We start from the raw sequence: 11,986 nt of genomic DNA, 5'->3' as shown, positions 1-11,986 counted from the left end.
GTCAGCCCGCCCTGGTGTAGACCGCTTTGCCCCGCAAGCGGACGCAGTCGCGCAAATCGGTATAGCTTTCGGAATGACCGACGAAAATCAGCCCATCGGGTTTGAGCCAATGAACAAAGCGGCGCAGGATCTTTTCCTGAAGAGCCCGATCAAAATAAATCATGGTGTTGCGGCAAAAAATGGCATCGAAACGCTGCCCCACCTGCCAGTGGGCACTGGCCAGATTGAATGACTGGAACGTGACGGTGGCGGCGAGCTCGGGCCGCACCCGTGCAAAGCCCTGCTGCACGCCCAGGCCCCGCTGGAAATGGCTGCGCAATAAATGCGCAGGAACGGACTGCACCCGTTCGAGCGGATAAACAGCGTCACGGGCCTGGGCCAGGGCTTCGGTATCGATATCGGTCGCCCAGACCGAAAACGCATTTGCACAGACGGACTGCAGGGTCATCGCGATGGAATACGGTTCCTCGCCAGTCGAGGCTGCCGCACACCAGATATGGACGGGCCGCGGGCGATCCTGCACGAACTCGGCCAGGATCGGGAAGTGATAGTCTTCGCGAAAGAACGCCGTGTGATTGATCATGAACGCATTGACGAAGTGCTCCCATTCGGGATGCGCGGCGTCTTGCTCCAGACTGTTCAGATACGCCGTGACGTCGTAAGCGCCCGTCAGATCGACCCGCTCGCGCAGGACGCGCTCGGCCATCATGCGCTTGTGCGTGCCCAGCACCATGCCACAGTGACGGCGCAGCAGCCGCTGCGCGCGCTCGACCTGCCCCGCTTCGAGGCGGGTTTGCGCCCAAGCGGCCTGCTGGCTGGGAAACAGATCGGCCGTATCAGCTGACATGCTCGATTTCGTGATCGATCAGGGCCATGTCCCGGCTCGTCATCAGCGCTTCGATGTCAATCAGTATCAGCATGCGATCGTCGGCCGTGCCGATGCCGGTCAGGTATTCTGCGGCAAAGGCCGAACCGAACTGTGGCGCGGCACTGATCTGGGCCGGCTTCAGGGTCTGGACGTCCGACACCGCATCGACCACGATACCGACCACCCGCGAATGGATGTTCAGAATGATGACCACGGTGTGTTCGTCGTAGCGGACCTGCTCGAGATTCAGACGCACGCGCAAGTCGACGACCGGCACAATGACGCCCCGCAGATTGGTGACCCCCTTGATGAATGAAGGGACATTGGCGATCCGCGTCACGGAATGCTCGTCGTAGCCGCGGATTTCCTGCACTTTGAGGATATCGATGCCGTATTCCTGTTGTGCAAGGGCAAACACCAGAAACTCGTGATCCAGGGCCGAGTCATCCTGGGATTTGGTGTGGACTGGGTTCATGTGGACTCCAAGGGGTGCAGAAATGTTAGTCAGGTGGCCAGCTCGGCCACGGCGACGGGCCGGGCCTGGCGCATGAGTGCGAAGATGTCGACAATCAGGGCCACGCTGCCGTCGCCCAGGATCGTGGCCGCCGAAATGCCGGATACCTTGCGGTAATTCGCCTCCAGGCTCTTGACCACGACCTGATGCTGGCCAACCAGCTGATCGACCAATACGGCAAAGCGGGATTCTTCGGCCTGCACGATGACGGCGATGGCACGGGCCGGATCTGTTTCGGCGCCTGGAACCTGAAATACCTGATGCAGCGGCACGATGGACAGGTACTCGCCCCGCACGTGCAGCACCTGTTCGCCGGCGGACAGCTCGCGGATCTGATCTGCGCTGGCCTGCAGGGATTCATTGACGTGGCCCAGGGGCAATATGAACGTTTCAGCCCCGACCTTGACCGACATGCCATCCAGGATGGCCAAAGTCAGCGGCAGAACGATGCGGGTCGTCGTGCCGTGGCCGACCTGCGAAAACAGCTGGATGTGGCCGCCCAGGCTCTGGATGTTGCGCCGTACGACATCCATCCCGACCCCCCTGCCGGAAATGTCGGTCACCTGTTCAGCCGTGGAGAAGCCCGGCGCAAACACCAGCGGCCAGAGTTCTTCGTCTGGCGTCGCATCCGACACCGACAGACCGGCTTCGCGCGCCTTGGCCAGGATGCGCTCGCGATTGAGCCCGGCGCCGTCATCGCAGACTTCGATCACGACGTGCCCGCCACTATGCTGGGCGGTCAGGGTCAGGACCCCTTCCGGCGGTTTGCCATGGGCCTCGCGATCGGCTGGCCGCTCGATGCCGTGGTCCAGGCTGTTGCGTACCAGGTGCGTCAGCGGGTCGATGATCCGTTCGATCAGGCTCTTGTCGAGCTCGGTTGCCTGGCCGTGTGTTTCCAGGCGGATCTTCTTGCCCAGCCGGGCCGCGCTTTCGCGCACGACCCGTGGGAACCGGCTGAAGACATAATCCATGGGCACCATGCGGATCGACATCACCGCCTCCTGGAGATCGCGCGCATTGCGATCGAGCTGCTCGATGCCGCCCAACAGGCGATCGTGAACGATCGCGTCCAGCCCCTGGGAGCTTTGTGCCAGCATGGCCTGCGTAATCACCAGCTCACCCACCAAATTGATGATCTGATCGACCTTTTCGACCCCCACGCGGATGGTGCCCCGCTCTTTTACGGTGCCGCCCCGGGCCGTCTCAGACTCGGTGCGCGGCGCCTGAACGGACGAACGATCGCCTGGTGCGGCGCAGGCCGGATCAGGCACCTGCCCGGCGGCATGTTCCGCTGCGGCGGGCGCCTCGGCATCCGGCCACGGCTGCGGCGCATTTTCTACTGCGGCCGCCTCGATGCCTGGCACCGGTTCGCGCGTGACATGCACTTGATCGGCATCCACGACAAAGCAGCAGACCGCGGCCAGATCGTGCGGGCGCACAGAGGTGTCCAGCCAGACCGACCAGCCGGCGTCGTCATGAACTTGATGCAACACCGTGCCCATCAGGCCCATTTCGTGCGCGATGGCGGCGGTGTCTTCCTGTGCCAGGCGCTCGATGCGCACGCGCACCGGCCAGTCGGCCTCATCGTCTGGCGCAGTGTGCGTCGTACCGGCCAACGCCTGCAGCTGGGCACAAATGCGGGCATAGGCTGCCTCATCGGGCGCGGCCTGCTTTCTATAGGCGGCTACTTGAGCGCTCAACACGTCTTTTGTCTCCAGAAAAAGATCGATCATCCCGGCCTGCAAAGCGATATCCCCGTGCCGGATGGGATCAAGAATGTTTTCCAGGGTGTGGGTGACGGTCGTCAGTTCTTCGAAGCAGCCAAAGGTGGCCGCCCCCCCCTTGATGGAATGCGCGGCCCGGAATATCGCGGCGAGCGCATCCATGTCGGGCGCGGCAGGATCGAGATGCAGCAAGTGCTGCTCCATGGCATCGAGCAGCTCGTCTGCCTCATCGAAGAAAGTATCGAAGAATTCACTCAGGTCTACGGCTTCGCTCATAAGGCCTCCGGTGATTCGCCAGCGGGCTGGAATCGGCCCCTGTTCAAGGCTTGCAGCGCCTCGAGGCTCTGGGCCCCGACGGCATCCTGGCGATCGATGCGCCGCTCGGCCCGTTTGTTGAGTACCAGGATGCTGATACGCCGGTTCACGGCGGCCAGCGGCTCTTCCTTGACCAGGTTCACGGTTTCCCCCAGCCCCAAAATGCGCTTGATCTTGTGTTCCACGAGCCCGCCGATGATCAGCTCGCGCCGTGCGGCATTGGCCCGGTCGGCGGACAGTTCCCAGTTGCTGTAGCTGCGGTCGCCCTGGGCATAGCGCATGGCATCGGTGTGCCCCGAGACGGTAATGGCATTGGGCAGCGCGTTCAGGGGCACCGCGAGCTCACGCAGGATATCGCGCATGTACGACTGCACGATGTCACTGCCCAAGGCAAACATGGGCCGATTGTTCTGGTCCAGGATCTGGATGCGCAGCCCGTCCGGGGTCATGTCGAGCAACAGTTGCGGCCTGAATTGCTGCAGGACGGGGTTGCGTGCGATGAGGCTCTCGAGCGTGCGCTTCAGATCTTCGAGCTGGCGCTGGTCGGCTTCGTCCTCATCGAGGGCCCCGGCGTCCGGTTCGGGTATCGGCGCCATGGCCTGGCCCAGGCTGTCTTGGGAAATGGAGCCGCTGTCGTCGAGCTTGAACTGCTCTGGAATCACGCTGGGATCGCCTCCGGGGATCACCGAGCGGGTGGAGCCCGCGTGATCGTTGGCCTGCATGGCCTCGGACAGGCTCATGCGGAAATACTGCGCGATTTCCTGCAGATCAGTGCGCGGTACCAGCAAAAGCAGCCACATGACCAGAAAAAAGGCCATCATCGCCGTCATGAAATCCGCATAGGCGATCTTCCAGCTGCCGCCATGAGCAGACGGGTCAGGAATGCGCTTGCGCCGAATGACGACACGCCCGGGTTCCATATGCCGCGCCATAACCGATGCTAATCTGCCTGACGGCGAAACTCGCGCACGTGGCCATCGAGTTCGCTGAAGGAGGGGCGGACGGAAGAAAACAAAACCTTGCGCCCGAATTCGATGGCCAGCGGGGGTGGATAACCGTTCAGGCTGGCCAGCAACGTAATCTTGATGCACTCCAGGGTTTTCAGGCGCGCCTTGGCCTGGCGCTCGAGGGCCGATGCCAGCGGCGAAACAAAGCCATATGACAACAATATCCCCAGGAAGGTACCCACCATCGCCTTGGAAATCAGGTCGGCCAGTATGGCGGGCGGTTGGTCTACCGCAGCCAACGCTTTGACGACGCCCAGAACGGCAGCCACGATGCCGAACGCGGGCAAGCCATCGGCCACCGACTTCAGGGCGTTGATGGGGATGTCGTGTTCATTTTTGGCGGCCTCGATTTCTTCGTCCATGAGCTGCTCGATCTCGAAGGCATTCATGTTTCCGCTGATCATGATGCGCAGGTAATCGGTGAGAAATTCCATCAGGCGCGGGTTGCGGGTCACCTGGGGGAACTCTGCGAACAATGGGCTTGCCGGCGGATCCTCGATCTCTGATTCGATGGCCATGGGCCCGTCTCGCCGCATGCGTTGGAGGATCTTGTACAGGACCGACAGCAATTCCATGAACAGCGCCTTGTTGTGGGTGTCACGGCGCAAGGCCCAGGGGATGGCGCGGCCCAGCAAGCGCACGGAATCCAAGTTGCTGCCACCGATATAGGCCCCCACGGCACAGCCCCCTATCAGCAGGAATTCGAAGGGCTGGTACAACGCCCCCAGATGCCCCCCCATGAGCACGTAGCTGCCGATCACGGCCAACCCGACGACCAGGTATCCAAGAAAGATAAACACGACATGGCCTTTTACGAATGCAGTCATGATCGCTGCTTTTTCGGGAAGCAAAGCCTGGATTCGGATGGGTTTTCCCGCCCTAATCCAGCCATCGTGATCCGGAATCCGGACGGTGATGATCGATGGCGGCCCGCCCGCTGCGAGTGCAGTCGGCCAGGTGGCGCCCTTCGAGATCACTGCGCTAGTTTCTTGGGGATGCCCGCACTTTTCCGGCGCGCGGAGGCGGCTTGCAAATGCTGCATACATAATGGGCATCCGGATCATGGGCGTGGGCAACGAACTGGCCACGACAACGGACACAGCGTGAACACTGGAGCTGGCCACTATCGAAGAAACGCAGCAGCATCCAGGCACGGGTGAAACTCAAGAGCGGCGCGTCGCCCGAGCGGGCATCGGGCACCAGGCCCGCCTGCACCTGCTCGAGATACAGTTTGTAGGCTTCGACGGCCGCCTGGATCGGGGCGATCCCCACCCTGTCTTTCAGGTAGCAGTGGATGTTGTAGAACAGGCTGCTGTGCACGTTGGGCAACCAGGTCATGTACCAGTCGAGCGAGTATGGCAACATGCCCTTGGGCGCGGACCGCCCGCAGATGTCACGATACAGGCGCGACAGCCGATCGTAGCTCAGGCGGGTTTCCGCCTGCAGGACCTGCAGGCGCGCACCCAGGCGGATCATCTCGGAGGCGAGAAGGATCTCGGCGGCTTCCTGGGCAACGCTGGGTTTGCTCATTTGACCAATTCGGCAGCAGGTTGGGCCATTAGAATGGCCGCATGGGCCTGCTGCAATATGCCATCGAGCGTACCCTGGCACAAGGACTGCAGCAGATCGGCATCATTGAGCCGAAAGCCACACACCAGGGAACTGGACTGGGCAAGCCGCACGACCTGTGCGGGGGACAAGTTCAGCAACAGCTCGGCCGTGTCCTGATCGACCCCAAGCCGGTAGGCGCCGGCTGCCAGGTTTTCTCCGAGGAGCTTCTGGGCGAGCATCAGATACGACAGGTTGATCTCATAAACATCATGCAGTACTGCAGGGTTGTGGTGATACATGACAACCGTCTCCACGTTGACTTCTGTGGAGCTTTTCCGCTCCGGATGATTGAACAGAGCCGCTCAGGCCGCGCGAATGTCTCCGGATCCCGACATTAGAATTCGGCCCATTCGCCTACGCTATGGGGGGTCTGGCCAGCCGCCGCGGTGCCGTTCTCCCGGCGGGCACGATGCCCGCCTTCGGGTGCCGGCGCGGGTTTTTTCTGCGAAGCGGCAGCCGCGCCGACCTTGATGTCGGACGATAGCCCGACGGCCGGCCTTCTGGGCTGGGATGTGCCATTTCCGGCACTGGCCAGCAGCGCGGGGCCGGCCAGGGCGGCCCCGGATTGACCGGCCAAACGGGCTTTTGCGCCGCTGGCGCCCTGTGACGCCGCCGCCCCGCCACCGTGCTCGTGGGCGTGCTGGGCTGCCGCGCTGTGCGGGGACGGCTCGCGCAGTGTAAACGTACCGACCAGCCGCGCCAGGCCGTCGGCCTGTTCTTGCAGGCTGGTCGCCGCTGCGGCCGACTCTTCCACCAGGCTGGCGTTCTGGCGGGTCACGTCGTCCATTTGTGCCACCGCCGAATTGACCTGCTCGATGGCTGTCGTCTGTTCCTGGCTGGCCGCGCTGATCTCACCCACGATGTCGGTCACGCGCCGGATGCTGTCGACCACCTCCTGCATCGATGCCTCGGCGCGCTGAGCCTGCTCGTTGCCGTGGTGGGCAGCCTGTTCAGAGGCATTGATGAGCGTCTTGATTTCTTTGGCCGACTCGGCGCTGCGCTGCGCCAGCGCCCGGACCTCGGAGGCCACCACGGCGAAACCCCGGCCCTGCTCGCCCGCGCGGGCGGCTTCGACGGCGGCATTGAGGGCCAGAATATTGGTTTGGAAGGCGATGGAGTCGATCACCCCGACGATTTCGGTGACCTGCTGCGATTTGACGTTGATTTCGCCCATGGTCGCCACCAGGCTGCTGATGACGTCGCCGCCTTCTTGCGCCGTTTTGCTGGCGTCGCCCGCCAGCGAGTTGGCCTGCTGCGCGTTGTCGGCATTCTGGCGCACAGTCGAGGTGATTTCTTCCATGGTGGCGGCGGTTTCGGCCAGGGAACTGGATTGCTGCTCGGTGCGAGAGGACAAGTCGAGGTTGCCGGCCGAAATCTGCGACGCCGCGAGGGCCACGGAGTCTGAGTCCTGGCGCACCAAGAGCATGACCTCGCTCAGGCCGCTTTGCATGTCTTCGAGCGCCTTGAGCAATTGGCCGATTTCGTCCTGGCCATGCGCCTGCACCGTCTGGCTGAAGTCGCGCCGGGCGACGCGCTGCGCCACCGTCACGGCGGTTTGCAAGGGTACCGCGATCGCGCGGCTGATGCGCCAGCCGGTGATGCTGCCAAAAAGCAACACCAGGGCCCCCACCAGCCACAGGATCTGCTCGCTGAGCCGGTTCACTGCCGCGGATTGTTCGAGCGCTTCGCGCACCCGATCATTCTGGAACCCGACCAACGCCTGCACGCTTCCGAGAAATTGGGCCTGTACGGCCGCCAATGGGCCATTGATGGCGGTGAATATCTGATCGCTGTGCCCCGAGTGCTTGACCTGCATCACCATGTCACTGACGGCCGTGATGTACTGATTGCGATGCTTTACGAGATCGTCGTAAAGCACGCGGGCCTCGGGCTCGTGGATCAGGCCATCGGCCTGCTGAACGGCGCGCCCCAGCTGCTGCGTGGAGGCGGCCTCGCCATTTCTGAAATAGAGCTCGGACTGGGTGTCGGGCGCCACCGCATAGCCGTACACCATGGGGTCCTTGATCTTGACCAGGCTTTCGATTTCGTTGAGCAGGGTCTGGATTTCCTGGCGCTGCCGGATGTCGTCTTGGTTGCCTACCATGACCTGCATGTTCCACAGTGCGATGCCCACCAGGATGGCCGACAGGAACAGCAGGAAGCCGAATGCCAACCATAACCGGGTGCTGATTTTGATGTTTTTCATGTACGTTGCCTACTCCGACATGTGATTTGTCATCGTGTTTACTTCTTGATACGATGTGCGACGTCACAAACCATACGATTTGAGCCGCTTTCTTATGAAATTCTGAGCTTTAGTATCGACGGTTGATGCGTTAATATAAATAGATAAATCCGACAGAGGGTTGCGTTTTCCCGTCATGGATATCGCACTGCCTACCTACGCGCTCTATGGCCAGAACTACCAAGCGGTCGAGCCCAGCTACGTCCACATGGAAACGCTGGCGGATTTTCGGCACCGGTTAAAAGATTCGATGCAGGCCCACCGCCATCTGGATCTTGCCCACCTGATCTGGGTGCACGAAGGCACTATCCAAGCCTTTCTCGAAGGCCGGTATTTGGATGTACAGCCGCCCGCCGTCATTTTCGTGCCTGCGCCCGCCATCCACGCCTTCCGGGTGAGCCCGGACGCCCGCGGCATGACCCTCACCCTCAGCCAGGAGCTGATACACACCCTATCGACCCACCTGCCCCCACTGAAAACCTGGGTGCTGGGACCCTCTCAGGCCATCCAGGCCGATGCGGCCAGCGGCCTGGATGTCATCATGGCCCGCCTGTTCCACTCACTGTGGCAGGAATACACCAAAATGAGCGACCACTACCAGGCCGCTTTTTTTGGGCATATCTTGCAGATTTTTGTCGAGCTGACCCGCCAGCAGCGACACGAAAAGATTTCCGCACCGCTGTCGGACCAAAAACAATGGACCCTGTTCCAGGACTTCCACGCGCTGGTAGAGCAACACTATGCCACCCACAAGCGCATCAGCGACTACGCCCTGGTGTTGTCAGTCAGTGATCGCACCCTGCAACGGGCCTGCCAGGCAGTCAGCGGGTTGGCACCGCAGCAGATCGTGCAGGAGCGCATCATGCTCGAAGCCAAACGCCTGCTGACACACACCGATCGAAACGTCAGCACCATCGCCTACCAGCTAGGGTTCGACGACCCCAGCTACTTTACGCATTTTTTTACCCGCCACGCCGACATGACGCCCGCCCGGTACCGGCAAACCATGCAAGCCAGCCCCCGGGCCTGACGGCCCGCCGCGCAGGGGCGCACGGGGCGGCCTGCTCAGTGGTCGCTCAGGGCGGTCTGCTGAAAACTGGGCCGCCCCTGCAGCTGCGTATCATACAGCCGCGCCAGGTTCGGGTGACGCGCACGCCAACCGAGATCCGAAAAGCGAAAGTCCAGATACGACAGCGCGCAGCCCACCACCAGGTCGGCCAGCGTCAGGTGCCCCCCGGCAATGCACCACGGCTGGCCGGCCAACCGCTGATCCATGACCTGCAAGGTGTCGCCGATCTTCTTCATTTGGCGATCGATCCAGGCCTGGGAGCGTTCAGCGGCCTGGCGCCCCTTCCAGGTCTGTTCGAGGCGTGCGGTCGTGGCCGCATCCATCAGGCCATCGGCCATGGCCTCCCAGAGCCGCACCTCTAGGTGCGCGCGCCCCATCAGCGGAATCAGCGGATTCGATGTCGACGCCTGATCCAGATACTCGACGATCACGCGCGAGTCGAAAATGGCTTCGTTGCCGTCTGTGAGTAGACAAGGCTCCTTGCCCAGCGGATTGACGGCCGACATGTGCGTATCGGCCGCCCAGACATCTTCGGCCACCCATTCATAGGGAATTTCTTTTTCGATGAAAACGATGCGCACCTTACGCGCGAACGGACTGTGTCCCGAGCCAAGCAAACGCATAACGCCTCCTGTCATGGTTTGTAAAAATCAATGGTTCAACTCAGTATATACCCTGATTTTGCGGTGTTTGGCACGGCTTCAACTAAATTTTTCCGGAATCCTGCCGTAACCCAGTACATAGGAACACGAAACATATCCAAGGCCCGCCACGTCGCCTTCAGATAGATTTCGGGCCCGATGCCGGGCCTTCCTGAATCAAAGTCGGAAACGCCGTTTTTCCCTCAAAGGAGTATCTCATGGCCGTCATCAACACCAACTACCTTGCTCTGGTCTCCCAGAACAACCTGAACAGGTCCCAGAATTCACTGGGCACCGCCATCGAGCGCCTGTCTTCGGGCCTGCGCATCAACAGCGCGAAAGACGATGCCGCCGGGCAGGCCATCGCCAATCGGTTCACCGCGAACATCCAGGGTCTGTCACAGGCGGCACGCAACGCCAATGATGGCATCTCCATCGCACAGACCACCGAAGGTTCGCTCAATGAAATCAACAACAACCTGCTGCGCATCCGCGAACTGGCCGTACAGGCGGCCAATGGGTCGGACTCCCAGTCGGACCTGGATTCGATCCAGGCAGAAATCCAGCAGCGCCTGGACGAAATCGATCGGGTATCGTCGCAAACGCAGTTCAACAGCGTGCGCGTCCTGGCCAACGACACGCAAATGTCCATCCAGGTGGGAGCCAACGATGGTGAAACCATCGAAATCAGCCTAAGCAAGATCACGGCGGGCACCCTGGGCCTTTCGGGTTTCAATGTCAACGACAAGGGCGCAGTCGACAACGCGCACGCCAGCGCCAACGACCTGACGCTCGCCGGTTTCGCCCAAGGGGCGACCATCGACGGCACGACCACCTACACACAAACCGTCAACACCACCACCGACAATGCACGGGCCACGGCCAACAATGTGCTGCAAAGCCTGGGCGATGCCACCCAGGTCACTTATGCCGGCACCAATACAGGCCTGGGCGTACAGGCCGACGGCGGTGTGTACACATACGATGCCGGTTCCAACACGTTCAGCTTCGATGCCAGCGCGGTCAGCGTCGGCAGCCTGCAAGCCTACCTCACGCCCAACGTAGGCGATTCAGTCGAAGCATCCATCGATATCGGTGGCACCAGCGTAGACGTCGTCATCAAGCAAGACGGCTCGATCACCGCACGGGACGGCTCGGCGCTGTACCTCGACGTCACCGGCAACCTGACCCAGAACTCGGTGGGCAATCCACCCGCCGCCAGCCTGTCGGCACTGGAAAACAACGTCGACGGCTCGAACGCTGCGGTCGCGGCCACCATCACCGTAGGCGACACCACGATATCCATCGCGGGCGACGCCGGTGACATCGACGTCACCGGCGCAACCATCTCGGCAGAAAAACTGGCGACGGCCGTGGCAGCCAGCGCAGGGTCATTCGTCGTGAATGGTGGCGGGCCTCTGGCTGGCACCTACAACGTCGACAACGACGGCCTGGTTGCCGACAACGCGCTCGACCCACTGTACGTCGATGGCGACCCAATGGGCGGCGGCGGCTTCACGACCAACAGCGACTACACCGAGACCGTCACCACAACGTACTATTCGCACGCCAGCAACGGCAACGTGACCGACCACCAGGGCAATGTCGTCTATCTGGCCAACGATGGCGGCTTCACCCAGGATGCCCAGACGATTTCAGCCCGTACGGCCAACCCGCTGAAAGCACTCGACCAGGCCCTGTCCACCGTCGACGGCATGCGCAGCGACCTGGGTGCGATTCAAAACCGCTTCGAGTCCACCATCGCCAACCTGAACAATACGGTCACCAACCTGTCGGCGGCCCGCTCGCGCATCGAAGACGCCGACTACGCCATTGAAGTCTCCAACATGACGCGCGCGCAGATCCTGCAGCAAGCCGGCACGGCCGTTCTGGCCCAGGCAAACCAGGTACCGCAAACCATGCTCAGCCTGCTGCGTTAAGCATGACGCCATAGGTTTACCCCAGGGGCCGAGGCACCGGCCCCGCCATCCG

At 61.8% G+C, this 11,986-nt stretch carries 11 protein-coding genes; 2 read left to right on the top strand and 9 right to left on the bottom strand.

What is annotated here, in order from left to right; all coding sequences use genetic code 11:
* Position 1: 1 nt before the first annotated feature.
* The 8 genes from WCZ84_RS05205 to WCZ84_RS05170 form a co-directional block, all read right to left on the bottom strand.
* Positions 2 to 847 carry a CheR family methyltransferase gene (locus WCZ84_RS05205; RefSeq protein WP_372685198.1) on the bottom strand — a complete coding sequence of 282 codons (846 nt, stop codon included), beginning with the start codon at positions 845 to 847 and terminating at the stop codon, positions 2 to 4.
* The gene (locus WCZ84_RS05200; protein ID WP_372685197.1) at positions 837 to 1,343 is read right to left on the bottom strand and encodes a chemotaxis protein CheW; all 507 of its coding nucleotides are present in this window, start codon (positions 1,341 to 1,343) and stop codon (positions 837 to 839) included. The genes WCZ84_RS05205 and WCZ84_RS05200 overlap by 11 nt, the downstream gene beginning before the upstream one ends.
* Positions 1,344 to 1,372: 29 nt before the next feature.
* Positions 1,373 to 3,382, bottom strand: a complete 2,010-nt coding sequence (gene cheA, locus WCZ84_RS05195) for a chemotaxis protein CheA (RefSeq protein WP_372685196.1) — start codon at positions 3,380 to 3,382, stop codon at positions 1,373 to 1,375.
* On the bottom strand, positions 3,379 to 4,341 hold the full coding sequence (gene motB / locus WCZ84_RS05190) for a flagellar motor protein MotB (RefSeq protein ID WP_372685195.1): 963 nt from the start codon (positions 4,339 to 4,341) through the stop codon (positions 3,379 to 3,381). The genes cheA and motB overlap by 4 nt, the downstream gene beginning before the upstream one ends.
* 20 nt (positions 4,342 to 4,361) lie before the next feature.
* Positions 4,362 to 5,228, bottom strand: a complete 867-nt coding sequence (gene motA, locus WCZ84_RS05185) for a flagellar motor stator protein MotA (protein WP_372685217.1) — start codon at positions 5,226 to 5,228, stop codon at positions 4,362 to 4,364.
* A 181-nt stretch (positions 5,229 to 5,409) separates the two neighbouring features.
* Complete coding sequence (gene flhC, locus WCZ84_RS05180) at positions 5,410 to 5,958, bottom strand: flagellar transcriptional regulator FlhC (RefSeq protein WP_372685194.1); 549 nt, start codon at positions 5,956 to 5,958, stop codon at positions 5,410 to 5,412.
* Positions 5,955 to 6,278 carry a flagellar transcriptional regulator FlhD gene (flhD, locus tag WCZ84_RS05175; RefSeq protein WP_372685193.1) on the bottom strand — a complete coding sequence of 108 codons (324 nt, stop codon included), beginning with the start codon at positions 6,276 to 6,278 and terminating at the stop codon, positions 5,955 to 5,957. Before flhD ends, flhC begins: the two co-directional genes overlap by 4 nt.
* Positions 6,279 to 6,373: 95 nt before the next feature.
* Positions 6,374 to 8,245, bottom strand: a complete 1,872-nt coding sequence (locus WCZ84_RS05170; RefSeq protein ID WP_372685192.1) for a methyl-accepting chemotaxis protein — start codon at positions 8,243 to 8,245, stop codon at positions 6,374 to 6,376.
* 175 nt (positions 8,246 to 8,420) lie between these two features.
* Here WCZ84_RS05170 and WCZ84_RS05165 point away from each other — a divergent pair, with 175 nt between their 5' ends.
* Positions 8,421 to 9,314: an AraC family transcriptional regulator gene (locus WCZ84_RS05165; RefSeq protein ID WP_372685191.1), complete on the top strand. Its 894-nt coding sequence runs from the start codon at positions 8,421 to 8,423 to the stop codon at positions 9,312 to 9,314.
* Between the two features lie 35 nt (positions 9,315 to 9,349).
* Here the strand turns inward: WCZ84_RS05165 and WCZ84_RS05160 are convergent, their stop codons facing one another.
* Positions 9,350 to 9,976 carry a glutathione S-transferase C-terminal domain-containing protein gene (locus WCZ84_RS05160; protein ID WP_372685190.1) on the bottom strand — a complete coding sequence of 209 codons (627 nt, stop codon included), beginning with the start codon at positions 9,974 to 9,976 and terminating at the stop codon, positions 9,350 to 9,352.
* Positions 9,977 to 10,212: 236 nt separating this feature from the next.
* Here WCZ84_RS05160 and WCZ84_RS05155 point away from each other — a divergent pair, with 236 nt between their 5' ends.
* Positions 10,213 to 11,934, top strand: a complete 1,722-nt coding sequence (locus WCZ84_RS05155) for a flagellin (RefSeq protein WP_372685189.1) — start codon at positions 10,213 to 10,215, stop codon at positions 11,932 to 11,934.
* Positions 11,935 to 11,986 lie beyond the last annotated feature (52 nt).

The sequence above is a fragment of the Castellaniella sp. genome (genome assembly GCF_041675725.1).
In the GTDB taxonomy this organism is placed as follows: Bacteria; Pseudomonadota; Gammaproteobacteria; order Burkholderiales; family Burkholderiaceae_B; genus Castellaniella.
Note: the sequence above shows the minus strand (reverse complement) of the source record. Positions and strands in the feature narration are given on the sequence as shown.

What these genes read in the sequence shown, in the direction of transcription:
- WCZ84_RS05205 (WP_372685198.1), bottom strand. Translation starts at nt 847, where the DNA reads ATGTCAGCTGATACGGCCGATCTGTTTCCCAGCCAGCAGGCCGCTTGG.
- WCZ84_RS05200 (WP_372685197.1), bottom strand. Translation starts at nt 1,343, where the DNA reads ATGAACCCAGTCCACACCAAATCCCAGGATGACTCGGCCCTGGATCAC.
- cheA (WP_372685196.1), bottom strand. Translation starts at nt 3,382, where the DNA reads ATGAGCGAAGCCGTAGACCTGAGTGAATTCTTCGATACTTTCTTCGAT.
- motB (WP_372685195.1), bottom strand. Translation starts at nt 4,341, where the DNA reads ATGGAACCCGGGCGTGTCGTCATTCGGCGCAAGCGCATTCCTGACCCG.
- flhC (WP_372685194.1), bottom strand. Translation starts at nt 5,958, where the DNA reads ATGAGCAAACCCAGCGTTGCCCAGGAAGCCGCCGAGATCCTTCTCGCC.
- flhD (WP_372685193.1), bottom strand. Translation starts at nt 6,278, where the DNA reads ATGTATCACCACAACCCTGCAGTACTGCATGATGTTTATGAGATCAAC.
- WCZ84_RS05170 (WP_372685192.1), bottom strand. Translation starts at nt 8,245, where the DNA reads ATGAAAAACATCAAAATCAGCACCCGGTTATGGTTGGCATTCGGCTTC.
- WCZ84_RS05165 (WP_372685191.1), top strand. Translation starts at nt 8,421, where the DNA reads ATGGATATCGCACTGCCTACCTACGCGCTCTATGGCCAGAACTACCAA.
- WCZ84_RS05160 (WP_372685190.1), bottom strand. Translation starts at nt 9,976, where the DNA reads ATGCGTTTGCTTGGCTCGGGACACAGTCCGTTCGCGCGTAAGGTGCGC.
- WCZ84_RS05155 (WP_372685189.1), top strand. Translation starts at nt 10,213, where the DNA reads ATGGCCGTCATCAACACCAACTACCTTGCTCTGGTCTCCCAGAACAAC.